At 41.8% G+C, this 22,024-nt stretch carries 25 protein-coding genes; 17 read left to right on the top strand and 8 right to left on the bottom strand.

Annotated elements, in window-relative coordinates; genetic code table 11:
• Nucleotides 1-125: 125 nt before the first annotated feature.
• The 9 genes from VRK28_RS15695 (at nt 126) to VRK28_RS15655 (ending at nt 7,964) form a co-directional block, all read left to right on the top strand.
• Nucleotides 126-2,012, top strand: a complete 1,887-nt coding sequence (locus VRK28_RS15695; protein WP_054563767.1) for a transglycosylase SLT domain-containing protein — start codon at nt 126-128, stop codon at nt 2,010-2,012.
• Between the two features lie 93 nt (nt 2,013-2,105).
• Complete coding sequence (pepQ, locus tag VRK28_RS15690) at nt 2,106-3,428, top strand: Xaa-Pro dipeptidase (protein ID WP_058583681.1); 1,323 nt, start codon at nt 2,106-2,108, stop codon at nt 3,426-3,428.
• A 57-nt stretch (nt 3,429-3,485) separates the two neighbouring features.
• Nucleotides 3,486-4,103, top strand: a complete 618-nt coding sequence (locus VRK28_RS15685; RefSeq protein WP_062564605.1) for a YigZ family protein — start codon at nt 3,486-3,488, stop codon at nt 4,101-4,103.
• 95 nt (nt 4,104-4,198) lie between these two features.
• Nucleotides 4,199-5,650: a TrkH family potassium uptake protein gene (locus tag VRK28_RS15680; protein ID WP_054563770.1), complete on the top strand. Its 1,452-nt coding sequence runs from the start codon at nt 4,199-4,201 to the stop codon at nt 5,648-5,650.
• A gap of 38 nt (nt 5,651-5,688) precedes the next feature.
• Nucleotides 5,689-6,345: a flagellar brake protein gene (locus VRK28_RS15675; RefSeq protein ID WP_332394127.1), complete on the top strand. Its 657-nt coding sequence runs from the start codon at nt 5,689-5,691 to the stop codon at nt 6,343-6,345.
• A 468-nt stretch (nt 6,346-6,813) separates the two neighbouring features.
• Nucleotides 6,814-7,023: a calmodulin gene (locus VRK28_RS15670; protein ID WP_054563772.1), complete on the top strand. Its 210-nt coding sequence runs from the start codon at nt 6,814-6,816 to the stop codon at nt 7,021-7,023.
• Between the two features lie 67 nt (nt 7,024-7,090).
• A complete protein-coding gene (locus VRK28_RS15665; RefSeq protein ID WP_054554776.1) occupies nt 7,091-7,303 on the top strand; it encodes a calmodulin in 213 nt (70 codons plus the stop codon).
• A gap of 140 nt (nt 7,304-7,443) precedes the next feature.
• Nucleotides 7,444-7,659 carry a calmodulin gene (locus VRK28_RS15660; RefSeq protein ID WP_055022185.1) on the top strand — a complete coding sequence of 72 codons (216 nt, stop codon included), beginning with the start codon at nt 7,444-7,446 and terminating at the stop codon, nt 7,657-7,659.
• 86 nt (nt 7,660-7,745) lie between these two features.
• Nucleotides 7,746-7,964 (top strand): EF-hand domain-containing protein, encoded by a 219-nt coding sequence (locus tag VRK28_RS15655; protein WP_054554774.1) that lies wholly within the window; start codon nt 7,746-7,748, stop codon nt 7,962-7,964.
• Nucleotides 7,965-8,046: 82 nt separating this feature from the next.
• On the opposite strand, the gene trkA is transcribed toward VRK28_RS15655, so the two are convergent.
• From trkA to def, 4 genes are read right to left on the bottom strand one after another with little or no spacing between them, the layout of a single operon-like run.
• Entirely contained in the window at nt 8,047-9,423 is a 1,377-nt protein-coding gene (gene trkA, locus VRK28_RS15650) for a Trk system potassium transporter TrkA (protein WP_054563775.1), read from the bottom strand.
• A 12-nt stretch (nt 9,424-9,435) separates the two neighbouring features.
• Complete coding sequence (rsmB, locus tag VRK28_RS15645; protein ID WP_063527767.1) at nt 9,436-10,722, bottom strand: 16S rRNA (cytosine(967)-C(5))-methyltransferase RsmB; 1,287 nt, start codon at nt 10,720-10,722, stop codon at nt 9,436-9,438.
• Complete coding sequence (gene fmt, locus VRK28_RS15640) at nt 10,715-11,668, bottom strand: methionyl-tRNA formyltransferase (protein WP_055199321.1); 954 nt, start codon at nt 11,666-11,668, stop codon at nt 10,715-10,717. The genes rsmB and fmt overlap by 8 nt, the downstream gene beginning before the upstream one ends.
• 20 nt (nt 11,669-11,688) lie before the next feature.
• Nucleotides 11,689-12,198, bottom strand: coding sequence for a peptide deformylase (gene def, locus VRK28_RS15635; protein WP_054554770.1), 510 nt, complete (start codon nt 12,196-12,198; stop codon nt 11,689-11,691).
• Between the two features lie 118 nt (nt 12,199-12,316).
• Between def and VRK28_RS15630 the strand changes: the two genes are divergently transcribed.
• The 6 genes from VRK28_RS15630 to hemF all read left to right on the top strand — a co-directional run bounded on the left by VRK28_RS15630 (nt 12,317) and on the right by hemF (nt 17,224).
• Entirely contained in the window at nt 12,317-13,435 is a 1,119-nt protein-coding gene (locus VRK28_RS15630; RefSeq protein WP_054563778.1) for a LysM peptidoglycan-binding domain-containing protein, read from the top strand.
• Nucleotides 13,436-13,465: 30 nt separating this feature from the next.
• On the top strand, nt 13,466-14,563 hold the full coding sequence (gene dprA / locus VRK28_RS15625) for a DNA-processing protein DprA (RefSeq protein ID WP_332394126.1): 1,098 nt from the start codon (nt 13,466-13,468) through the stop codon (nt 14,561-14,563).
• Complete coding sequence (locus VRK28_RS15620; protein ID WP_054563780.1) at nt 14,556-15,029, top strand: DUF494 family protein; 474 nt, start codon at nt 14,556-14,558, stop codon at nt 15,027-15,029. The genes dprA and VRK28_RS15620 overlap by 8 nt, the downstream gene beginning before the upstream one ends.
• 71 nt (nt 15,030-15,100) lie before the next feature.
• Complete coding sequence (locus VRK28_RS15615) at nt 15,101-15,670, top strand: DNA topoisomerase family protein (RefSeq protein WP_062564609.1); 570 nt, start codon at nt 15,101-15,103, stop codon at nt 15,668-15,670.
• Nucleotides 15,671-15,704: 34 nt separating this feature from the next.
• Nucleotides 15,705-16,271, top strand: coding sequence for an L-threonylcarbamoyladenylate synthase (locus VRK28_RS15610; RefSeq protein ID WP_062564610.1), 567 nt, complete (start codon nt 15,705-15,707; stop codon nt 16,269-16,271).
• A 2-nt stretch (nt 16,272-16,273) separates the two neighbouring features.
• Nucleotides 16,274-17,224: an oxygen-dependent coproporphyrinogen oxidase gene (gene hemF, locus VRK28_RS15605; RefSeq protein WP_304637641.1), complete on the top strand. Its 951-nt coding sequence runs from the start codon at nt 16,274-16,276 to the stop codon at nt 17,222-17,224.
• Here the strand turns inward: hemF and VRK28_RS15600 are convergent.
• The 3 genes from VRK28_RS15600 to VRK28_RS15590 all read right to left on the bottom strand — a co-directional run bounded on the left by VRK28_RS15600 (nt 17,221) and on the right by VRK28_RS15590 (nt 19,848).
• Nucleotides 17,221-17,673 carry a hypothetical protein gene (locus VRK28_RS15600; protein WP_332394125.1) on the bottom strand — a complete coding sequence of 151 codons (453 nt, stop codon included), beginning with the start codon at nt 17,671-17,673 and terminating at the stop codon, nt 17,221-17,223. The two genes, hemF and VRK28_RS15600, sit on opposite strands and share 4 nt — an antisense overlap.
• Nucleotides 17,674-17,739: 66 nt before the next feature.
• The gene (locus tag VRK28_RS15595) at nt 17,740-19,335 is read right to left on the bottom strand and encodes a methyl-accepting chemotaxis protein (protein WP_063529457.1); all 1,596 of its coding nucleotides are present in this window, start codon (nt 19,333-19,335) and stop codon (nt 17,740-17,742) included.
• Between the two features lie 81 nt (nt 19,336-19,416).
• The gene (locus VRK28_RS15590; protein WP_054554758.1) at nt 19,417-19,848 is read right to left on the bottom strand and encodes a group II truncated hemoglobin; all 432 of its coding nucleotides are present in this window, start codon (nt 19,846-19,848) and stop codon (nt 19,417-19,419) included.
• Between the two features lie 41 nt (nt 19,849-19,889).
• Between VRK28_RS15590 and aroE the strand changes: the two genes are divergently transcribed.
• A complete protein-coding gene (gene aroE / locus VRK28_RS15585; RefSeq protein ID WP_332394124.1) occupies nt 19,890-20,714 on the top strand; it encodes a shikimate dehydrogenase in 825 nt (274 codons plus the stop codon).
• Nucleotides 20,711-20,965 carry a DUF1488 domain-containing protein gene (locus VRK28_RS15580; RefSeq protein ID WP_054563787.1) on the top strand — a complete coding sequence of 85 codons (255 nt, stop codon included), beginning with the start codon at nt 20,711-20,713 and terminating at the stop codon, nt 20,963-20,965. Before aroE ends, VRK28_RS15580 begins: the two co-directional genes overlap by 4 nt.
• Here VRK28_RS15580 and VRK28_RS15575 read toward each other — a convergent pair.
• Nucleotides 20,962-21,495 (bottom strand): gamma carbonic anhydrase family protein, encoded by a 534-nt coding sequence (locus tag VRK28_RS15575; protein WP_332394123.1) that lies wholly within the window; start codon nt 21,493-21,495, stop codon nt 20,962-20,964. The genes VRK28_RS15580 and VRK28_RS15575 overlap by 4 nt on opposite strands.
• Between the last annotated feature and the right edge of the window lie 529 nt (nt 21,496-22,024).

Raw genomic sequence — 22,024 nt, 5'->3', positions numbered from 1 at the left:
AAAATGAAAATGCAACGAAAAATTTACTGCGCTTTATCGCGATTGGTTAAAATATAGCTGGTTTGGTGCTAAGGTGTAGGAGAAGTTTTTTGTTATTAATTCTTTAATTTTTGTTAAAGGTCATCATGAAAAAACAACTCCTTGGTTGGACAGCTGCCGCATTACTTTTTCCTTTTTTTGCAGCTGAAGCCAACGATAAACATGACGCTTTTTTAAAAGCAGAAAAAAAGGCGCGTTACGGTGATTATCAAGACATGAAAGAGGCGGCAAGTGGGCTTGATCACCCTTTGAAGCCTTATGTCGAAAAGGCTTATTGGCAACGTAATCCGAGCCTTAAACACCAGACAGAAATCGAAAACTACCTCAATGTTTACCAAAACACGCCACTAGAGTGGCCTGTACGTAAGGCATGGCTTAATTACTTAAAAAAGTACAACAAAAAAGCGGCTTATATTCGTAACTATCGCGAAACAAGCAATAACGAATTGACCTGTCCTTATTTAAGTTTTCAATTGGACTTAGGTGCGCCTGAAAAAGCCATCATGAATCAAGTGACTGATTTATGGGTGGTAGGAAAATCACAACCAAAAGAGTGCGATAAGTTGTTCTCTCTTTGGAAGAAAAAAGGTTACCAGACCGAAGAGCGGGTTTGGCAGCGCATTAGCTTGGCTGCCGAAGGGGGCTCATCAAGTTTAATTCCATACTTAAAAACATTACTGCCTCGTGCTGACCAATATTTAGCTGATTTATATTTAAAGGTACGCAAAGATCCGAGTGCTTCAGCGGGCCTTTATCGCTACAAGAAAAAATCTGCTAAAGAAGGGCAGATTGCGATTTATGGAGTTAAACGCCTAGTATGGCGAGATAAAGACCTTGCACTGCGTGCCTGGGAAAAGCTCGAAACCATGTTCGATTACACAGACGAGCAAAAAGCGGATGTTTACTACAGTTTTGCCTTGTCGCTTGCTTCAAGTGGCCACCAACAAGCGCGCTTTTGGTTAAATAAAGTGCCTAAAGACCGTCAAACTAGAAAGTTAATGCAATGGCAACTTGGCAATATGTTAGAGAGACAAGATTGGTCTGGTATTGTGGCGTTTTTTACAGGCAAAGAAAACCTGAGCCTAGGTCAACAATATTGGTTGGCATATAGCTTAAACCAACGTGGTGAAGTCGAGCGTGCTCGTGAAATCTGGCAAACAGTGGCTAAAGAGCGTGATTATTACGGCTTTTTAGCATCTGCACGCTTAGGTATTCCGGTTAGCTTAAATAACAAAGAGATAAATATTAGTAATAAGCTAAAGCTTGAAGTGGCGAATGCTCCAGGCTTTAAGCGAGCTCGTGCTTTATATGAGCTTGAGCGCTTTACATCTGCGCGTCGTGAGTGGAATTATTTAACGGGTACATCAACCAAAGAAGAAAAGCTTGCTGCCTCATTGCTTGCTGCTGAACTTGATTGGTACGACAGTACTATCTACACCTTGGCGCAGTTAAAAGAGTGGGACTATGTCGACTTACGTTTCCCATTTGCGTTCAAAGATGTATTTGCAACATATAGCAGTCGCAGCCATATTGATGTTGCTTGGAGCATTGCAATTTCACGCCGTGAAAGTTCTTTTGCGCCCGACGCGCGTTCTCATGCCAATGCCCATGGTTTAATGCAGTTGTTGCCAAGCACTGCTAAGTATATGAATAAAAGCTCTGTATCACGAAAACAGTTATACCAGCCTCGTACTAATATTCGTCTAGGTAGTGAGTATTTGCAGTATTTGAAAAAGAAAAATCATGGCAACGAAATCTTGGCAACGGCTTCTTATAATGCGGGTTATCATCGTATTAAACGTTGGATCCCAGAGCAAGCTATGCCAGCTGAGCTGTGGATTGAGTTAATTCCTTATACAGAAACACGAAACTACGTTAAGAATGTATTTGCTTACAGACAGGTTTATCACACTCGATTAGGACGCGATGGCAATGTTCTAGCGCCAATTCTTGATATGTCGATGGGTGGTTAAACTCGATTTGTCACACTATCCTCCCTCAGTTGGGGGATAGTGCTGGCTATGATAGACTGCTAACAAGTTAAATTTACTAAAGATGGGTTTACTATGGATAAATTAGCGGTGTTATACGCCGAACATATTGCAACCTTGCAACAACGCACTCGAACAATTACAGAGCGTGAAGGTTTAGAAGGGTTAGTAATTCACTCAGGTCAGGCTAAACGTCAGTTTTTAGATGACATGTATTATCCGTTTAAGGTGAATCCGCAATTTAAAGCTTGGTTACCAGTGATCGACAACCCACATTGTTGGATTGTGGTTGATGGTGCATCTAAGCCGAAACTGATTTTTTATCGTCCTGTGGACTTTTGGCATAAAGTGCCTGACGAACCACGTGATTTTTGGGCTGAGTATTTTGATATTGAATTATTAGTACAGCCAGATCAGGTAGAAAAGCTACTGCCTTACGATAAAGAAAAGTTTGCCTATATCGGTGAATACCTAGAAGTAGCGCAAGCGCTGGGCTTTAGTATTATGAACCCAGAGCCAGTTATGAACTACCTTCATTTTCATCGTGCTTATAAAACGCAGTATGAGCTTGAGTGTTTACGCCAAGCTAACCGTATCGCGGTAGATGGCCACAAAGCAGCACGCGATACGTTTTTTGCTGGTGGTTCAGAGTTTGATATTCAGCAAGCTTACCTCATGGCTACCCGCCAGAGTGAAAACGAGATGCCTTACGGCAATATCGTTGCACTAAATGAGAATTGTGCAATTTTACATTACACGCATTTTGAGCCTAAAGCGCCGCAAACGCATCACTCTTTCCTTATTGACGCAGGTGCAAACTTTAATGGTTATGCTGCTGATATCACACGTACTTATGACTTTAAAAAGTCAGGTGAGTTTAGCGACTTAATTAAAGTAATGACTGAGCATCAAATCGCTTTAGGTAAAGCATTAAAGCCTGGCTTGTTATACGGTGAATTGCATTTAGATTGTCACCAGCGTGTAGCGCAAGTACTAAGCGACTTTAATATTGTGAAGTTACCAGCCGCTGAAATTGTTGAGCGTGGTATTACGTCGACGTTCTTCCCGCATGGTCTTGGTCATCATCTTGGTTTACAAGTTCACGATATGGGTGGCTTTATGGCTGATGATACAGGTGCGCACCAAGCACCACCTGAAGGTCATCCGTTCCTACGTTGCACTCGCTTAATCGAAAAGAACCAAGTATTTACTATTGAACCTGGTTTATACTTTATCGACTCGTTATTAGGTGACCTTGCGCAAACTGACAACAAACAGTTTATTAACTGGGAAAAAGTTGAAGAGTTTAAGCCATTTGGCGGTATCCGTATTGAAGATAATATTATCGTTCATGAAGATAGCCTAGAAAACATGACTCGTGATCTACACTTAGATTAACGATAAAGGTTAGTGAATATTGGGGCCAATAGGCCCCATTTTTTTAGATAAGCAATTATGTCTGAATACCAATATCCGGCTGAGCCGGTTTTTTACCAAGAAGAAATCAAGAAAAGCACCTTTATTGTGCATATTGCCCACACCCCAGATCTTGCGGCAGCAAAAGCCTTTATCAAAGAGATTCAAGATAAATACAGCGATGCTCGTCATAATTGCTGGGCACATGTTGCGGGTAATCCCGGTGGTAGTCATGTGTATGGCTTTTCTGATGATGGTGAGCCCAATGGCACAGCAGGTAAGCCAATGCTTAATGTATTAACAGGCTCTGGTATTGGTGAAATTACAGCGGTGGTAACCCGTTATTTCGGGGGCATCAAGCTTGGTACAGGTGGGCTAGTTCGCGCTTACGGCGGTAGTTTAAATAATGCCATGCGAGAGCTTAAAACCATTACCAAGGTACCGAGTGTTGAACTAGTTGGTCAAAGTGATTACAGCGTACAAGGTGCAATTGAGCAGTTATTAAAAAATCAGTATCAGGTGCTTAATATCGAAAAACAATTTGCAGAGAACATCACATGGCAAATTGAAATCGATAGCCGTCAGGCAGAGCAAGCGATTGATGATATCCATGAATTGACTCATGGCGAAGTTAGCCTAAAAGTCAGAAAAGTTTGAAATGTAAAAATAATACATTCCGTTTACTTACAATTAAGGCTGTAAGACAATAAACTGTATTAGCTAAACATTTAATAAGAAAGCGATACGCCTAGATGCAATTTCGTACCATAATAAAAATTCTCGGCCAGCTGGTGGCGCTATTTAGTATCACTATGGTGCCACCGGCACTGGTGTCTTTGATCTACAAAGACGGTGGTGGTGTGCCATTCGTTCTCGCTTTCATTTTTAGTGTTGTAATTGGTTTAGCAGCTTATTATCCAAACCGTCATGAGCATGGTGATCTTAAAGCCCGTGAAGGCTTCTTGATTGTAGTCTTGTTCTGGTTGGTACTAGGTACCTTCGCTGCGGTGCCTTTAGTGTTCTTACAAGAGCCTAATCTTTCCTTAGCTGACTCCGTATTTGAGGCCTTTTCTGGGCTGACAACAACAGGGGCTACCGTACTTACGGGCATAGAATACTTACCTAAATCAGTCCTCTTTTATCGCCAGCAACTGCAATGGCTAGGTGGTATGGGGATCATCGTACTCGCAGTCGCGGTACTGCCTATGCTAGGGGTCGGTGGTATGCAGCTGTACCGTGCAGAAACACCTGGTCCGGTTAAAGACTCAAAAATGACACCGCGTATTGCCGATACCGCAAAGCATCTTTGGTATATCTATGTATCGCTGACAATAGCCTGTACGCTTGCGTATTGGGCTGCAGGAATGGATTGGTTTGATGCAATCTGTCATGCGTTCTCTACGATTGCGATAGGCGGCTTCTCTACCTACGATGCATCAATGGGGCAGTTTGATAGCCCATTAATTAACTTTATTTGTGTAGTGTTTTTGCTGATTGCAGCCATTAACTTCTCGCTGCATTATGCGGCGGTAGCTTCACGCAATATTCGTGTTTATTTACGCGACCCTGAATTTAAAGTGTTCTTATTGATTCAATTAGCATTGGTCATTGTCTGCTTTACTGTACTGTCTTCAAATAATATTTATGCCGATGGTGACGAGACTCTCGACCAAGCTATGTTTCAAGCGGTATCAATGAGTACCACCGCGGGCTTTGCGACAGACAACTTCTCAGCATGGCCATTGTTCTTACCTATTTTACTTATCTTCTCAAGTTTTATTGGCGGCTGCGCAGGCTCTACCGGTGGTGGTATGAAGGTCGTGCGAGTGTTCTTACTTTACTTACAAGGTATTCGTGAGCTCAATCGTCTTGTGCACCCAAGAGCTATTTATTCAATTAAATTAGGCCGAAAAGCACTTCCAGATAAAGTTGTAGAAGCTGTTTGGGGCTTCTTCTCTGCGTATGCGTTAGTGTTCGTCATTATTATGTTGGCGCTGATGGGCACCGGCATGGATAACATCAGTGCATTCTCAGCAACAGCTGCTTGCTTAAATAACTTAGGCCCAGGTTTAGGTGAAGTCGCTGCTCATTACGGAGCGATTTCTGATACGGCAAAATGGCTACTTACTATTGCGATGGTATTTGGTCGTTTAGAAATATTCACCCTGTTAGTGTTGTTTACGCCAACCTTCTGGCGAGGCTAACCATAGTAAGGTGATTATCTAGAAGTGGAGGCATTACTGTGCCAAAAACTCAAAAACAACGTAATCTAGAAAAGCTAACCTGTATCCCTGCGGGTAGCTTGGTAGATGTTGAAATTACCACACCAACCGACAGTAAACGCGTAAAAACAGAATTTATTGGTTTGATGAATGATCAGTACATCATTATCAATTACCCATCAGCAAAGCGTTTAGCAAATGGTAGTGATTTCATCAAAGATGGGGTGATGGTCGTTATACGCGCGGTACTTGAAGCGGGTGGTGGGCAAGTAATTGCTTTTCGTCAGCAAATAAGCGCCTTGGCATCGCATCCTCACCGTTTAATTTTTCTCGAGTTTCCTAAGCAAGTGCAGCTTTATAGCTTACGTAGTGAAGCACGTATTCCTACGTTATTCCCTGCAAACTTAGTCATTGCAGAGCAAAAATTGGCTGGGCTTATTAAAGATATTTCACTAACAGGCGTGCAGTTTGATCTTAATAGCAAGGAGAACTTAAGCGCTTTTAAAGGGCAAAGCTGCCAAATCACACTTAGTAAACGTGAGTTTAATGGCACAGTATGTAGCGTGCGCAAAAGAGCAGGCGGCTTTATGTTCGGTGTACAGCTTGATACGAGTGAAGATGAAATGAAAGCGTTTATGAAAGAGCACTTAATTGACCTTTCAGTGTTGGATAACTAATACCAATTCGCCATTTTGCAACAAAATGGCTATTTCCCCCGATTTAACCCTATAAATATCAAAATTAATTTATTAATAAATTCAAATAACCAATTAAATCAATGTTTTATTAATTAAATTAATTTCGATTTTTTTCTTTAAGTTTTGTTGTTCAGATAGAGTTTATTTTCAAATTTCTAATTTTTCTGTTTTCTAATCCGAGTTAATCGCTATTGTCTCCATTTTAATCTTGGTAACTTATTGATTTTAAAAGAAGCGTAAAACCAACCACCGAGCTTGTTGCAAAACAGCAACAAAAAAATCGCGTTATTTCCCCCTAATTCTCGATATTTTAATTTAATGCACTGATTTTATTGCTCTTTTTAACTTTGGCATCGAAGTTGAAATAGTTTTAGCGAACACAGAGAAAAACTGATTCAGGAACATATCCTTTATCACAGTTGAGACAACATTGAAGGAATAGTGATTATGAAAACGTTACACAAAACTTTAGCACTTGTAGCCCTTGCAACTTCATCAGCAGCGTTTGCCGCTGACTTTGACACACTGGATGTTAATGGCGATGGCGCTATCAGCAAAAGCGAAGCATCAGTAAGCGAAACGTTAATGAGCCAATTTAAAGAGCTTGATACAGACGGCAACGGTGAGCTGTCTAAACAAGAGTACTCAAAAGCTTAATTTCATTGTAAGGACACGCTGAAAAGGACTTCTAACTCAAGACAACACATTTTGAAGGAATGACATTATGAACACAGTAAATAAAACACTAGCACTTATGGCACTTGTATCTTCATCTGCAGCGTTTGCGATGAGTGATTTCGATACTCTAGATGTTGATGGCAATGGTGTTATCAGCCAAAGCGAAGCATCGGTAGATGCAGAGCTAATGAGCAAATTCAGTGAATTAGACACTGACGGTAACGGTGAGTTATCGAAACAAGAATTTTCAAAAGCTTAATGTGATTAAGCAAAACCAGTTTATTTAGCTGATTAGTTCTGAGCTGCCAAAGACAGCCTAAATGGATAAGGGAATCCATGACAAAGGATAACACTGGAAGTGTGATCAGCTAACACTCTTAAAATTGAAGGAATATGATTATGAAAACAGTAAACAAAACATTAGCTTTAATCGCCCTTGCATCTTCTTCAGCAGCTTTTGCAGCAACTGATTTTGACACCTTAGACGTAGACGGTAACGGCGTGGTTAGCAAAAGTGAAGCAGCCGTTGACGCAAAAATTATGTCGCAGTTTAAAACATTAGACGTGAATGGCGACGGCGTTCTTACAGAAGCTGAGTTCTCTGAAGCCGAATAACTGAATTAATACGTAGTTATACCAATTTCCACTAAACAGGGATCTCAGAAACGGATTTCACTCTTTTCAAATTTAAGGTAGTTATTATGAAACAGTTAAGCACAACAATCGCAATTTTAGCACTAGCAACGTCATCAGCAGCCTTTGCACAAGGCGTAAGCTTTGCAACGTTCGATACTGACGGTGATGGTGTGATCAGCAAAGAAGAAGCGTCTGCAAATATGCAGCTTGAAAAGTTATTTCCAGAGCTAGATAGTGACGGTAATGGCGAACTTTCAAAAGAAGAGTTCGCTCAAATTCAATAGAATCTTTTAGAAAAGTTAGGTACTTTCACTTCAAGAGTCGTAAAGCAGCTGTCATGGCTGCTTTTTTCGTTTATAAGCTTTTTTACAAGAAGATAGCACTTACTTGGAACAGCTTTTCAACAACTGTAATGTGCTTTTTATCAATCAAGAACATGATTACATGGTCACCCGACTGAATAACCGTATCGTCATGGGCAATCAGTACATCATCGTTACGCACAATTGCACCAATGGTTGTTCCAGCTGGTAGTTTGATATCAGCAATTGCTCGGCCAACAACTTTAGAAGTATGCTCATCACCATGAGCGACAGCCTCAATGGCTTCTGCTGCGCCCTTACGTAACGAATAAACATTAACAATGTCACCACGGCGAACGTGTGTTAACAGCGCCGAGATAGTGGCTTGCTGAGGTGAAATAGCAATATCAATTTCACCGCCTTGTACTAGGTCAACATAAGCGCCACGCTGAATAAGCACCATGGTTTTTTGTGCGCCCATACGCTTTGCCAGCATCGCAGACATAATGTTTGCTTCATCGTCGTTAGTCACTGCGATGAACACATCCACTTGTTCAATATGTTCTTCAGATAGCAGCTCTTGATCAGAAGCATCGCCACAGAACACTACGGTGTTATCAAGCATTTCAGAGAGCTGTGCTGCGCGCTCTTTATTGCGTTCAAGCAGCTTCACACTGTGGTTTTTCTCAAGTGAACGCGCAAGGCCCGCACCGATATTACCACCACCAGCAATCATGATCTTTTTGTATGAACGTTCGAGCTTTTGCAGCTCATTCATAACTGCTCGAATATGCTTTGTTGCAGCGATAAAGAACACTTCATCGTCCGCTTCGATAACCGTTGTGCCAAGCGGTTTAATCGCTTTACCTTGACGATAAATAGCCGCTACCCGGGTTTCGACATTCGGGATGTGCTCTTTCAAGGCTGAAAGTGCATAACCCACCAGCAAACCACCGTAATAGGCTTTCACCGCAACTAGCGATAACATGCCATCGGCAAATTGTAATACCTGTAAAGCACCCGGATAGTCGATTAAGCGACGAATATACTTAGTTACCAGCGCTTCTGGAGCAATGTAGTGGTCAACAGGTAAGTCGTCGTTATGAAATAGCTTTTCACGGTACTTTAAGTATTGCTCTGAGCGAATACGGGCAATTTTGGTTGGCGTGTTAAAAATACTATAAGCAACCTGGCAAGCAACCATGTTCACTTCATCTGAACTGGTTACGGCAATAATCATATCGGCGTCTTCTGCGCCTGCGCGACGCAATACATCGGGATGCGCACTGTGGCCAGTAACACCTTGTAAGTCGTACTTATCTTGTAGCTCACGCAAACGGTTACCGTCGATATCGACAACGGTGATCTCATTTTGCTCACCTACGAGGTTTTCTGCCAGTGTGCCACCAACTTGTCCGGCACCGAGTATGATTATTTTCATAGCTTGTTCTTATTAGTGTTTTTTAACTAGCTTTGCATAATAGAAACCGTCACTTTCACCAGGCAGTAATTGCAGGCCAGGCATCGTTGGGGTGTCGTTTTCATGCAAAGGTATGTGTTCAGCACTTGGATTATTGGCAAGGAACTTAGCAACTTGTTGTTGGTTCTCTTGCGGTAATACTGAGCAGGTCGCGTAAACTAACGTACCACCAGGCTTAAGTAGAGGCCAGATGCTATTTAAGATATCGCCTTGTAAATTAGCCAGATCTTCAATATCAGATGCACGACGTAACCATTTAATATCAGGGTGACGACGGATCACGCCAGTTGCTGAACAAGGCACATCAAGCAAAATACGGTCAAATTGCTGCTCATCCCACCAGATGTGAGGTTGTGAAGCATCGGCACATTGTAAATCAGCAGCTAAACCAATACGCACTAAGTTTTGTTTAACGCGTTCTAGGCGCTCGCTGTCGCTATCAAGTGCTAATACGTCGGCATCAGCAAGCTCTAGGATATGACACGTTTTACCACCTGGCGCTGCACACGCATCTAAAATGACATCATCATTTTGTGGATCTAAAAAGCGTGCTGCTAATTGTGCCGCAGCATCTTGAACTGAGCAGGCACCGGTATCAAATTCTGGCAGTGCGTACACATCACACGGTTTAGCTAGTTTAATACCATCAGGAAAATCAGCATTAAGGGTATGCTCAATATCATTTGCTTTAAGCATTTCGCTGTATTCTTGGGTGCTATATTGCGCTTGGTTTACACGTAACCACATAGGTGCTTGCAGCTGATTCGCTTCAAGAATTTCTTGCCAGTTATCAGGGTAAGCAGCGGTTACTTGTTTGATAAACCAACCTGGGTGGTTAAATTTGCAAACAGGAATTTGCTTTGCTTTTTCTTCAAGCTCAGCTTGTTCACGTTGGAAACTGCGTAAAATAGCGTTAATCAGGCCTTTTAAACCCAGTGCACGCATTTGCTGAAGCGCATTAACCGTTTCGCTGATTGCTGCATGAGGCGGTACGCGCATGTGTTGAAGTTGGTAAATACCCACATACAACAAGAACTGGAAAATACGGCGCTTACCTTTTAGTGGTTGATCTAAAAGTTGCTGACAATAATTTTCTAGGCTAGGTAAATAGCGCAGCACACCGTAGCAAATTTGTTGTAGTAGGGCTTTATCTTTCGGCGATAATCCTTGACTTGCAAAAGGTAGTTCTTGATTTAGCGATGCACCTTTATCGACCACGTTATAGAGGGTTTCAGCAGCAAGTGCTCTTACATTACTCATTGCTTTGACCTAATACTGAGCCAGGTTCAACCCAATCACTGCGACCATTTAAAAAGTCAGTAACAGCCATTGGTTTTTTACCTTGTGGTTGAAGAAGGGTGATTTTAAGTGCATCTTGCCCACAGCCAACGGTAATACCTTGCTTATCAGCAGCAATGATTTTACCGGCTTGTGCAGTTTGCGATACAACTTCGGCTTGCCAAATTTTTACCGTTTGTCCTGCCATTTCAGTAAAGCAAACAGGCCATGGATTAAAGGCACGGATATTACGCTCAATTTGCGCAGCATCCATTGACCAATCAATATTGGCTTCGTCTTTTGATAGCTTCTTGGCATAATTTGCTTGTGCGTCATCTTGCTTTTCTGGGGTGATTTCACCTGCAGCAAGACGATTGATTGTACTGATCAGTGCATCAGGACCCAGTGCAGCTAATTTATCGTATAAAGAGCTACTGGTTTCTGTGCTATCAATCGGGCAACGGCTGATATGCAGCATATCGCCGGTATCTAAGCCTTCATCCATTTGCATTATTGTTACACCGGTTTCATTGTCACCAGCCCAAATAGCACGTTGGATCGGTGCAGCACCACGCCAGCGCGGTAAAATAGAGCCATGCACGTTTAAGCAGCCTAAGCGCGGTGCATCTAAAATCGCTTTTGGTAACAGTAAGCCGTACGCCACCACAATCATAATATCGGCGTTCAGGCTGGTAAGCTCTGCAAGTGCTTCATCTGATTTTAGTGATTGCGGTTGAAATACAGGTAAATCATGAGCAAGTGCCAGTTCTTTAACTTCACTGGCTTTTAGCTTTTTACCTCGGCCCGCTGGTCGATCCGGTTGGCTATATACACCAACAACTTCGTGCTCTGAGTCAATCAGTGCTTGTAAATGGCGCGCAGCGAAATCCGGCGTACCAGCAAAAATAATGCGTAATGGTTGTGTCACAGATATTCCTATTGATTAACTTATGATTTAGCAGCCAGCTTAGCTTCTTTTTCAAGCTTTTTACGGATACGTTGGCGCTTTAAAGGCGATAGATAATCAATAAATAGGGTGCCTTTAAGGTGATCAAGCTCATGCTGAATACAAATCGCTAATAGCTCGTCAGCGTCAAGGCTAAACTCTTCACCGTTTTCATTAAGCGCTTTAACAGTAACTGTTTCTGCGCGGTCAACTTTTGCGTATGAGTAAGGAACAGATAAACAGCCTTCTTCACTCACAGTTGAACCATCTTTTTTGGTGATTTCTGGGTTGATTAACACTAACGGTTGGTCGCGCTCTTCAGATACGTCGATCACCACAATTCGCTGGTGGATATCTACTTGCGTCGCTGCTAAGCCGATACCGTTTTCGTCATACATAGTTTCAAGCATGTCTTTGACGATTTGACGAACTTCATCGTTTACTTCTGGTACTTCTTTCGCGATTGTACGTAAACGCTCATCCGGAAATCTCAAAACTTCTAACCTAGCCATAGTTACCTTTTACACTTGTGATTCATTTAGGGTATTGTATGCTCTTATTTTAGCCATTCGTGTTCACCTTTAACAGGTTTTGGTCGATAATAATCTAAAAACAACTCAAGGAAGCCAAATGAGATACCCACTAGTTGCGGCTTTGTTAGCCATTAGCTGTGCTTTTCCGGTAGCTGCTGATGTTTTAACAATTAAAAAAGATGCACCAAAACAATATGTTGTCAAAAAAGGCGATACGCTTTGGGATATCTCGGGCGTGTATCTTGATGAACCTTGGCAATGGCCTGATTTATGGCAAATGAACCCGCAAATTGCGAATCCGCATTTAATATACCCGGGTGATGCGCTCACTTTAATTTACGATAAAGACGGAAATCCTCGTTTAGTTAAAAATGCGCGTTATAAAAAACTCTCTCCAGAAGGGCGAATTACACCAAAAGGCAAGCAAGCAGTGCCGACGTTGCCTTTGGAGTTGCTGCGCCCATATTTGAGTTATGAGCAAGCGATTAGCGCCGATGTTATTGCACAAAAACCATATATTTTGGGTGCCAGTGTTAATACCAAAATGAATACTATGGGCCATACGCTTTACGTTAAAGGTGACTTAACACTTAACGAAGCTTATGGCGTATACCGTAAAGGCAATGATCTTGTTGATCCAAATACCAATGAAGTACTAGCGAATAAAGCGGAATTAGTGGCGATTGTTCGCGCATTTAGAAGCGGTGACGTAGAAAACGGCGTACCTGCCTCAGTTAAAGTTGAACTGGTAAAACAAGAAATTAAGCCGCATGACTTTTTAATGCCGGCGATGGAAGGGCAAATGTTGCCAGCCTATTTCACTATGAAACGCCCTGAAGCTACTTTAGATGGCACTATTATCGCCGCAGCTAATGAAATGCGTGAATTTAGTACCATGGACATTGTTGTACTAAACTTAGGTTCAGACCAAGTGAAACCAGGTTTTGTACTTGATATTCAGCGTCAATCACCTGAAGTGTATGACGGCCGCAATGGTCCGCGTTACCGCGAAGATTCTAACAGTCTTGAGAAATTCATGACTGATGCAAATGATGTGTTAGGAATTGAAAGCGATGAAGACAGCAATGTATGGCACATGCCAAAGGAAAAAGTCGGTGAGTTAATGGTGTTTAAGGTATATGACAACGTTAGCTACGCATTGATTGTGAAGAATCAGCACCCGATCCGAGTTGGAGATTATGCAGTTATAAACTAACTCACAATTTGGGCGCTCTAAGGAGGGAGCATGGCACAGGTTTCAGGCAAGCTATCCCATTGGCTTGCCTTTTATTTATGTAAAGGGCTTGGAATAAAAAGCCTTATTGCATTAAGTCAAAGACGGCCACTGGATGAGCTATTTAAGCTATCTAGTTTAGAGCTTCAGCAGCTGGGTTTATCACAAAGCCAAGCCGATAACTTAGTTAATACTGACTGGCAGTTAGTAGCCCACTACCAAGAGTTAATAGCAAGACTTAAAATCAAAGTCATAAGCTATTTTGATAGCAGCTATCCGCCTTTACTCAAACAAATAGCCAGTGCACCTATCTTATTATTTTGTTTAGGTAACACAGAACTATTACTGTCACCGCAAATAGCAATTGTCGGTAGTCGTAATGCCACACCGACAGGGCTTGAAGTCGCTGCTGAGTTTGCCCATCAATTATCTGCTGTTGGCATGACGGTGACATCAGGTATGGCTATGGGAATTGATGGTGCAGCCCATAAAGGCGCATTAGCAGGGTCAGGAAACACCATTGCCGTACTTGGTACGGGTATCGATATTGCTTATCCAAAACGCCATCGCTTACTCATTAAACAGGTTGCTGAGCGGGGCTTGTTGGTTTCTGAGTTCTTACCGGGAACGGCTGCTAATGCCGCTAATTTTCCGCGCCGAAACCGTATTATCTCTGGATTATCATTAGGAGTGTTGATTGTCGAAGCGCAAATTAAAAGTGGCTCATTGGTGACAGTGCGCTATGCGCTTGAGCAAAATAAAGAGGTGTTTGCCGTGCCGGGTTCGATAAAAAGCCCACTATCAGAGGCAAGCCATTTTTTAATTAAGCAAGGCGCTAAATTGACAGAAAATATTACTGATATTCTTGATGAAGTGAGCTTTTTCTGTGAAAACAGTCTATATAGTATAGAACAGCCTATTGCAGATGAACCCGACTGCCCAGTGTTCAAAAGTATAGGGTATGAGGTAACAAGTGTTGATCAAATAACACAGCGCAGCCAATTACCTGTAGACGAAGTACAAGCTCGGTTACTCGACCTAGAGCTCGCAGATAAAATCGAACGAGTACTAGATGGTTATATAAGACTAGGAGGACATAAACATGTTTGACATCCTCATGTATCTTTTTGAAAACTATATCCATAGTGAAGCTGAAATCTTTACTGAAGAGAACGAACTTACCGATGAGTTGGTTCGTGCTGGCTTCAATAAACCTGAAATCTACAAAGCCCTTGATTGGCTAGAGCAACTTGCTGACTTACAACAAAGCGATATCTACCCGTACCTTAATGCCCAACCACAACATGCTATGCGTATTTACACTGATAGTGAATGCCAAATGTTAAGTGTTGAGTGTCGCGGCTTTTTAATGTTTATCGAGCAAATAGGTGTAATTAACACCGTAACTCGCGAAATGGTGATAGATAGACTTTGTGCTCTAGATAAACCATTTATTTCTTTGGAAGACCTAAAGTGGGTGGTGCTAATGGTGTTATTTAATGTACCAGGGTCAGAGCAAGCTTACGCACAAATGGAAGACTTAATATTTGACGAGCCAGCCGATGTATTACATTAATTCGACTTTGCTTGTATCTTTGTTGAGTTTGGGTATATTAGGCGAAAATTAGCCAACCCCACAGGAATCTTATGAGTAAAATCGACCATTCTCTTTTTTCTGCAGATAAACATGCACTCGAAAAAGAGTATGAGGTTTGCCCTAAATGCGGTTCTGAATTGGTTATGCGCAACTCAAAGTCAGGGCCGTTCTTAGGCTGTGCCAGTTACCCAAAGTGTGACTTTATCCGCCCATTAGCTCATCACGATAGCCAACAAATAAAAGTACTCGAAGACAGTGCCTGCCCAGAGTGTGGTAAGCCATTAGTAATTAAAAATGGCCGCTACGGTATGTTTATTGGGTGTACTGGCTATCCTGAGTGCCACTATATTGCTCATGATGAAGAGCCTGACGATGCTCCTCAATTACCTGCTTGTCCTAAATGCAAAAAAGGCCAGCTGGTTGCTCGTAGTAATAAGTTTGGCAAAACCTTTTATTCTTGTGATGGCTATCCGCGCTGTAAATATACCCTTAATCACAAACCTGTGGCGACCGAGTGCCCGGCCTGCCAGTGGCCAATTATGACCGAAAAGAAAACAGCTTCAGGTGTTGTGTTACAATGCCCGCAGAAGTCGTGTATGCATAAGTTAGTCGAATCTTAATGCACTTGTAATTTGTTTATTTAGGAGAGTTTCTTTGTCTGATCCTGTTGCACAACCAGCCAATGCAATTGACGCTTTGCAGCAAGGCGGTGTAATTGTTTACCCAACCGAAGCTGTTTTTGGTCTTGGTTGCGATCCTGATAACCAAGCTGCGGTTGAAAAGCTTTTAGCCATCAAACAACGCCCTGTAGAAAAAGGCTTAATTTTAATTGCTGACAATTATGGCCAGTTATTAAAGTATGTAGATGATGCCAAAATCCCCATGGATAAACGTGCTGATATCTTTTCACAATGGCCAGGTGCTATCACTTGGGTGATGCCTGCAGCAAAAGAAACGCCAAAGTGGCTAACAGGCCAGTTTGATACTATTGCGGTACGTGTTACTGATCATCCAACGGTAAAAGCCCTGTGTCAGCAATTTGGTAAGCCGTTGGTTTCAACAAGTGCAAACTTAACCGGTCAAGAAACGGTAATGACTATCGCACAAGCGAAAAGCGAATTTGCAGACACAGTAGATTTTTATGTTGATGAGCCGTTAGGTGGCAACAGCCAACCAAGTGTGATTAAAGACGCAGCGACCGGTAAAGTATTTAGAGGATAAACATGCAAAGCGAGCTACTCGAACAAGTTAAAACCTATTTAATGGCCTTACAAGATACAATTTGTCAGGGCCTTGAAAATGCTGACGGCAAAGCAAAGTTTGTTGAAGATAATTGGCAACGTGCAGAAGGCGGCGGTGGCCGTACGCGTGTTATCCAAGGTGGTAATGTCATCGAACAGGGTGGGGTAAACTACTCGCATGTGTTTGGTGCTTCGATGCCAGCATCAGCAACAGCACATCGTCCAGAGCTCGCTGGTCGTAGCTTTCATGCATGTGGTGTGTCATTAGTGATCCACCCTAATAATCCACATATTCCAACTAGCCATGCCAATGTCCGTTTCTTTATTGCCGAAAAAGAAGGTGAAGAGCCAATTTGGTGGTTTGGTGGTGGTTTTGATTTAACCCCTTATTACCCTGTTTTTGAAGATGTACAACATTGGCATCAGGTGGCTAGCGATTTATGTCAGCCATTCGGTGCTGAGGTTTACGATAAATATAAAAACTGGTGTGATGATTACTTTTATCTAAAACACCGCAGTGAAACACGTGGTGTTGGTGGCTTGTTCTTTGATGATTTAAATGAGCTGGGCTTTGAACAAAGCTTTGCCTTTATGCAGGCGGTAGGAAATGGTTTTTTAGATGCTTACCTTCCTATAATTGAGCGCCGCAAAGACACGCCAACAACCGATCAGCAACGCGATTTCCAACTGTATCGTCGTGGTCGTTATGTTGAGTTTAATCTTGTTTGGGACCGCGGCACATTATTTGGCTTACAAACAGGTGGACGTACTGAATCAATTTTGATGTCGATGCCACCATTAGCTCGTTGGGAATATAACTATGTACCAGCTGCAGATAGCCCAGAAGCTAAGCTATATCAGTACTATTTACGCCCGCAAGATTGGTTAAATAGCAAAGAATCTGATTTAGTTGCACGTCAATGGCAGCTTTAATCAAGTATTGAAACCACTCGAACCAACATTGCGTTGTCACCCTCTACGAGGGTGGCAACACTGTCACTGCTAGGCAGCTCTGCCAAGACACTAAATAGCACTTCTGCTTTTAATATTTCTAGCTTATCAGGTGTTGTATCAATGGGGGCGCTAACCTGTGTTAAGCATTGACTGATATCACAGGCATAGAAATCAAGTTTCACCTGAAAATATTCTGGGTGCTGAATAAGCTTATCAAAACCATCAACAATACTTTGTTCATACTTATCGCTTTGTGAAGTTTTATCTTGGCTGAGAAGAGATTGAGCAATCTGTTGAATATCATCACGTTGTATATATTCATTAACAGTGCTTATTTGATCAGCAGATTCATTCACGCTGTGTTGATAGGTAAATAGTAACGCCGCAATAACCCCAATACAGACTAAAAGAGTTGTTAAAAATTTCATTTAAATATCCTTATTTACTATGAAATGCATATAACAACTCTAGCAGTTGCACGAAAAGCGCGCAATTTAGCTTAATTTAAAGCGTCTTACTTGCTCATCAAGTGAACGAGCTAACGACAACAGCTCTTCGCTGACTTTTTGGTTTTCATGGGCATCGACTAATGAGTGCTCGGCATTATCACTAATTGCAATAACGCTCTGGTTAATTTCTTCAGCCGCGAGGTTTTGCTGTTCAGTGGCATCAGCAATTTGCACGTTAAGTTGGTTTATCTCACTCATTTGTGAAGAAATATCACGTAATGCTTTAGCTACTTGCTTAACTTGAACTGCTCTTTCGTCTGCTTCTTCGCAAGAGTTATTCATGGTATTAACGGTTTGTGCCGCTTCACTTTGTAGCTTGTCGATAGTGCGGCGAATTTCATCCGTTGAGTCATGAGTGCGGGTCGCTAAAGTACGTACTTCATCGGCTACCACAGCAAAGCCTCGGCCAGCTTCACCAGCACGAGCCGCCTCAATGGCTGCATTAAGTGCAAGTAAGTTTGTTTGTTCGGCAATGCTACTGATCACCTCGAGTACTTTACCAACGTCTAACGTTTGGGTTTGCAGTTGACTTACTTGCTCGGCAGCCGCTCTAACATCTGCCGCAAGTTGATTAATACTTTGCTCAGTGTGCTCAGCAACATGTAAGCTTTGCTGCGCAAGTTGATTACTGTGCTCTGACTTTTCAGATGCAAAATGGGTGGTGTTTTTAACTTCGCTTGATGAGCTTTCTAGTTCATTAATGGCGGCAGCGACCGAATCTGTCCCTTGCTTTTGCTTTAAAATCGCTTGCTCGGTAGCATCCGCTGAGGCATAAATGCTTTCGGCAGAGTGGATCAATACCTTAGAAGAATGAGAAACTTGAGCAATATTATCTTTAAACGCACCAATCATGTGATTAAAGCTGGTGGCAAGAGAACTAAGCTCGTCATTATTACTATCATCTACCGTGAGGCTTAAATCTTTATTGGTGGTTGCCAAGTGCATGGTATGGCTAATGACTTTTAAGCGTTTGATGAAAATTTTTCTAAACATCACTGCTAGTAGTGAGAAAGCCGAAATGAAAATAGCCGCTAATAGTAGCGTGTTCATTAAGGTGTTTTGCGATACTTCTTGCTCAATATCAGCCAACGAATAACTAATTTTTACTACACCTAACACATCGCCTTCTTGTGCTTGATGGCAGCCTAAGCAGTTTGTTCCTTTATAATCACTGCGAGCAAACATAGGCTTTAGATAAGTCATCGTACTTTTTTGATTATCAATAAATAGTGCTTCAGTGCCTGTTAGTGCATTTCGCTCAGCATCGTTAGTCGCAACTTGGTTGGCATTTCCTGGCCCATAAATTTTATTAACGATTGGACTACGAATGATATGGGCATCTTCAATATTAGGATGACTTCTTAATTTAGTACTTAGAATTTCGCGATTAGCCATAGTGCCTGTCAGCATCATGGTATTAATAGAATCAAAGTAATTATCGGCAAGCAGTTTTATGTTACTTTCAACGGTATCTCTTGCTAATTCATGTTGTTGCTGGGCACTACTAAATATACTGGCAAATAATACCAATACCCCTGTTAGTGCTAACAAGGCATAAATTTTAAATTGGATAGACTTCATTCGACGACGCTTTTTCTAAATTAAGGAAAATTTATTATCTTTATTTAGAAAAAGCGTACATTGATATAGCGCAAAGCTTAGTTAGTTTTGATTGATCATATGGCTGGCGAGTTGTGATAATGACTGTCTTAACCCTTCGCGAAGTAGTGGGTTATCAATCTCGATATCAAGCGTTTTATTCATACAATGCATCCATTGGTCACGTAAGTCTTGATCAATAGGGAAAGGCATGTGACGCTTTCTTAGCATTGGGTGACCATATTTTTCAACGAATAGGTCAGGACCGCCCAGCCAGCCAGATAAAAACTCAAAGAAGACTTGGCGAATTCTATCTAAAGGCTGCGGATGCATATCATATAATGGTTTGGCGTATTCATCTGTGGCCATTATGTCGTAAAATCGATTTGCAATTGCTCGAGCTCCTGCTTCACCGCCAATAATTTCGTAAGGTGTTTTTTCTGGGGTAGGTGTTTCAGGCGTTGGTTTCGATTTAGAAAAAAGTCGTTTAATCATAATATTAATAAAGCTCTACAGGGCGAAGAGGTTGCTTCACTATGGACAAATACGCGGTTTTTGGAAATCCAATAAAACATTCGAAATCACCCGCAATACACGCACAATTTGCTGCATCATTAAACGAGCAAATACAATACAGCGCCATTTTAGCACCAACAGATGCATTTGAAAAAACTGTCGCTGAGTTTTTCGCTGCTGGTGGTAAAGGGGCTAATGTCACTTTGCCGTTTAAAGAACAAGCGTTTGCCATGGTCGATGAACTCACAGAGCAAGCGAAAATTGCTGGAGCCGTAAACACTATTAAACAGCTTGACGATGGCAGCCTACTGGGTGATAACACCGATGGTGTAGGACTTGTTAAAGATCTTTTAGCTAATAATGTCACCTTAAAAGGGCAGCGAGTTCTTCTTGTTGGCGCCGGTGGTGCAGCGCGAGGTGTCATTCAGCCATTATTGAATGAGCATATCGAAAGCTTAACAATAGCCAACCGTACCGCCGAAAAAGCAAAGGCGCTAGCGAGTCATTTTAATGGTGAAATAAATGTGCAGGGCTTTGCTTTAAATGATATCCCAGCAAACAACTATGATGTGGTGATTAATTCAACCTCAAGTAGTGTAACTGGAGACCTGCCGGGTATAGCTGAAGACCATGTTGCTAAGTGTCAGTGCGCTTACGATATGTTTTACGCCAATGACGATACCGCATTTATCAGTTGGGTTAAGTCGATTAACCCAACATGTTTAACACTCGATGGTTGTGGCATGCTAGTTGGCCAAGCAGCACAAGCTTATTTTGTATGGCGCAATAAAATGCCAGAAATTATTCCCGTTGTTACCGCACTTAAAGCAGGAGAAATTGCGTGAATCAAGCTATCCAATTTATAGACAGACTCGAATTTAAGCCTGAAGAAAAACAGTTGGTATTCTTCGCACAAGTAAGTGGTTTGATGGTGGAGTGTGTTATTGATACCAGCAAGTATGATTTTGCAGATCAAAGCAGTGCGGTTAATTACTTTGAATCTTATCGTTTCGATTACGAAGAGCTCGCCGAGCAACTGATCGAAGATGAGCAGTATAACTCGGCAGGACAAATTGAATTAACCGAAGTGTTTTAGACCTCAGCTAAGTATTCATCTTTAAGCTGAACATAATTATCAGCAGAGATTTTTAAAAAGGCGCGCTCTTGCTCTGTTAAAGGGCGAGCCTGTTTTACAGGGCTACCTACATAAAGGTAACCAGACTCTAAACGCTTGTTAGGTGGTACCAGTGAACCACCACCAATGATCACATCATCTTCAACAACTGCGTTATCCATTACTATTGCGCCCATACCAACAAGTATACGATTACCAAGTTGGCAACCGTGTAGCATAACCTTATGACCAACAGTGACATCATCACCAATAATAAGAGGGTAGCCATCGGGGTTTGACTTAGAGGCACGGGTTAAATGTAAAACACTGCCATCTTGAATGTTCGTACGTTCACCAATACGTATATAGTTAACATCACCTCGCGCAGCAACAAGAGGCCATACACTTGAATCTTTACCAAGCGTAATATCACCTACTAAAACCGATGACTCATCAATATAAACACTATTATCGTATGTCGGAGTGATCCCTTTATAAGAACGGATAGTCATAAATTCACCTTTATTTTTAAAATGCGCTCAGTCTAGTGTAACAGCGAAGCAAATAAATACACCCAAACAGGCCTAAATTGACTGCAAAACACCCAGTTTTAGGGTGTTTAGTTCAAAAGCTGAGCGAACAGTACATTTTTTTAAATTTTATTGAAAAAAGTGCTTGCGTAAAAAATCCATCTCCCTATAATGCGACCCCACTGACACGGCAGGCAGCAACGAAAGGCGCTGAACAACGTAGCAGAGAGTTAAGTGAAACTTCGGTTTCAAATAATCGAAAGAAAGTTTGAAATTAAGTATTGACTCGAAAAATTAAGGATGTATTATACGCATCCCTAGCGACATCGTCGCAACGTTCTTTAACAATATAAAGCAATCATCTGTGTGGGCACTCGTACAGATTGAGTTCTAACAGCGAAGCTTAGTTTACTAAGTGACGCAAACAAATTTAGAGTCTCAATTTCTTATGAGTGACTATATAGTCAATTTATACAGAATTCATTGAGCACGAAACTTCGGTTTCAAAAAA

This window comes from Pseudoalteromonas sp. P80D2 (genome assembly GCF_036680945.1).
GTDB lineage: Bacteria > Pseudomonadota > Gammaproteobacteria > Enterobacterales > Alteromonadaceae > Pseudoalteromonas > Pseudoalteromonas shioyasakiensis.
The sequence above is the reverse complement of the archived record's forward strand: the minus strand, read 5'-3'. Positions and strand labels throughout refer to the sequence as shown.

Bases quoted from the DNA above. Each gene is read 5' to 3' on its own strand.
- VRK28_RS15695 (WP_054563767.1), top strand. From the start codon at position 126: ATGAAAAAACAACTCCTTGGTTGGACAGCTGCCGCATTACTTTTTCCT.
- pepQ (WP_058583681.1), top strand. From the start codon at position 2,106: ATGGATAAATTAGCGGTGTTATACGCCGAACATATTGCAACCTTGCAA.
- VRK28_RS15685 (WP_062564605.1), top strand. From the start codon at position 3,486: ATGTCTGAATACCAATATCCGGCTGAGCCGGTTTTTTACCAAGAAGAA.
- VRK28_RS15680 (WP_054563770.1), top strand. From the start codon at position 4,199: ATGCAATTTCGTACCATAATAAAAATTCTCGGCCAGCTGGTGGCGCTA.
- VRK28_RS15670 (WP_054563772.1), top strand. From the start codon at position 6,814: ATGAAAACGTTACACAAAACTTTAGCACTTGTAGCCCTTGCAACTTCA.
- VRK28_RS15665 (WP_054554776.1), top strand. From the start codon at position 7,091: ATGAACACAGTAAATAAAACACTAGCACTTATGGCACTTGTATCTTCA.
- VRK28_RS15660 (WP_055022185.1), top strand. From the start codon at position 7,444: ATGAAAACAGTAAACAAAACATTAGCTTTAATCGCCCTTGCATCTTCT.
- VRK28_RS15655 (WP_054554774.1), top strand. From the start codon at position 7,746: ATGAAACAGTTAAGCACAACAATCGCAATTTTAGCACTAGCAACGTCA.
- trkA (WP_054563775.1), bottom strand. From the start codon at position 9,423: ATGAAAATAATCATACTCGGTGCCGGACAAGTTGGTGGCACACTGGCA.
- rsmB (WP_063527767.1), bottom strand. From the start codon at position 10,722: ATGAGTAATGTAAGAGCACTTGCTGCTGAAACCCTCTATAACGTGGTC.
- def (WP_054554770.1), bottom strand. From the start codon at position 12,198: ATGGCTAGGTTAGAAGTTTTGAGATTTCCGGATGAGCGTTTACGTACA.
- VRK28_RS15630 (WP_054563778.1), top strand. From the start codon at position 12,317: ATGAGATACCCACTAGTTGCGGCTTTGTTAGCCATTAGCTGTGCTTTT.
- dprA (WP_332394126.1), top strand. From the start codon at position 13,466: ATGGCACAGGTTTCAGGCAAGCTATCCCATTGGCTTGCCTTTTATTTA.
- VRK28_RS15620 (WP_054563780.1), top strand. From the start codon at position 14,556: ATGTTTGACATCCTCATGTATCTTTTTGAAAACTATATCCATAGTGAA.
- VRK28_RS15615 (WP_062564609.1), top strand. From the start codon at position 15,101: ATGAGTAAAATCGACCATTCTCTTTTTTCTGCAGATAAACATGCACTC.
- hemF (WP_304637641.1), top strand. From the start codon at position 16,274: ATGCAAAGCGAGCTACTCGAACAAGTTAAAACCTATTTAATGGCCTTA.
- VRK28_RS15600 (WP_332394125.1), bottom strand. From the start codon at position 17,673: ATGAAATTTTTAACAACTCTTTTAGTCTGTATTGGGGTTATTGCGGCG.
- VRK28_RS15595 (WP_063529457.1), bottom strand. From the start codon at position 19,335: ATGAAGTCTATCCAATTTAAAATTTATGCCTTGTTAGCACTAACAGGG.
- VRK28_RS15590 (WP_054554758.1), bottom strand. From the start codon at position 19,848: ATGATTAAACGACTTTTTTCTAAATCGAAACCAACGCCTGAAACACCT.
- aroE (WP_332394124.1), top strand. From the start codon at position 19,890: ATGGACAAATACGCGGTTTTTGGAAATCCAATAAAACATTCGAAATCA.
- VRK28_RS15575 (WP_332394123.1), bottom strand. From the start codon at position 21,495: ATGACTATCCGTTCTTATAAAGGGATCACTCCGACATACGATAATAGT.